At 45.0% G+C, this 787-nt stretch carries 1 pseudogene; it reads left to right on the top strand.

The window, feature by feature from the left end:
- A pseudogene (locus tag CIK90_RS13540) lies at nucleotides 1–617 on the top strand (IS1380-like element IS612 family transposase); the annotation flags it as partial.
- Between the last annotated feature and the right edge of the window lie 170 nt (nucleotides 618–787).

Here is a 787-nt window from a genome sequence, read left to right as displayed (position 1 = left end):
AAATCGTCAGTGAGATAGAGAAGCATTGCAAACATTTCTACATCCGTGCCAACCGATGCAGTTCGCTCTACAATGACATCTTTGCTCTGAGAGGATGGAAGACGGAGGAGATTAACGGCATCCAGTTCGAACTCAATTCCATTCTCGTTGAGAAATGGGAAGGCAAGTGCTATCGTCTTGTCATCCAGAGACAAAGACGCAACAGTGGCGACCTTGACCTGTGGGAAGGCGAATACACTTACCGTTGTATTCTGACCAACGATTACAAGTCATCGACAAGGGACATTGTTGAATTCTACAATCTGCGTGGCGGCAAGGAACGTATCTTTGACGACATGAACAACGGATTCGGTTGGAGCAGGCTCCCCAAGTCATTCATGGCGGAGAATACTGTCTTTCTTCTGCTTACTGCATTGATACACAATTTCTACAAGACCATCATGAGCAGGCTTGACACCAAGGCTTTTGGGCTCAAGAAAACGAGTCGCATAAAGGCTTTTGTCTTCAGATTCATCTCCGTACCTGCCAAGTGGATCATGACTGCAAGGCAATACGTGCTGAATATCTACACAGAGAACCGAGCTTATGCAAAACCCTTCAAAACAGAATTCGGATAAGAATCCTTTCTTTCCGGTTTGAATCTGCGTATTACCTCAAGTCGCATCGTGGGGTAAGGGGATGGTGGCTACATATTGATGTTGTGCTGTTGCTTTTTACTGAAAGCTGCTACTAACGACTCATAAATCTACCCTTAATCGTGTATTGGATGATAGTTGCGGATTTTAGG

It is taken from the genome of Prevotella sp. P5-126, from assembly GCF_002251185.1.
Taxonomy (GTDB): Bacteria; Bacteroidota; Bacteroidia; order Bacteroidales; family Bacteroidaceae; genus Prevotella.
This window is presented reverse-complemented; position numbering and strand designations above follow the sequence as displayed.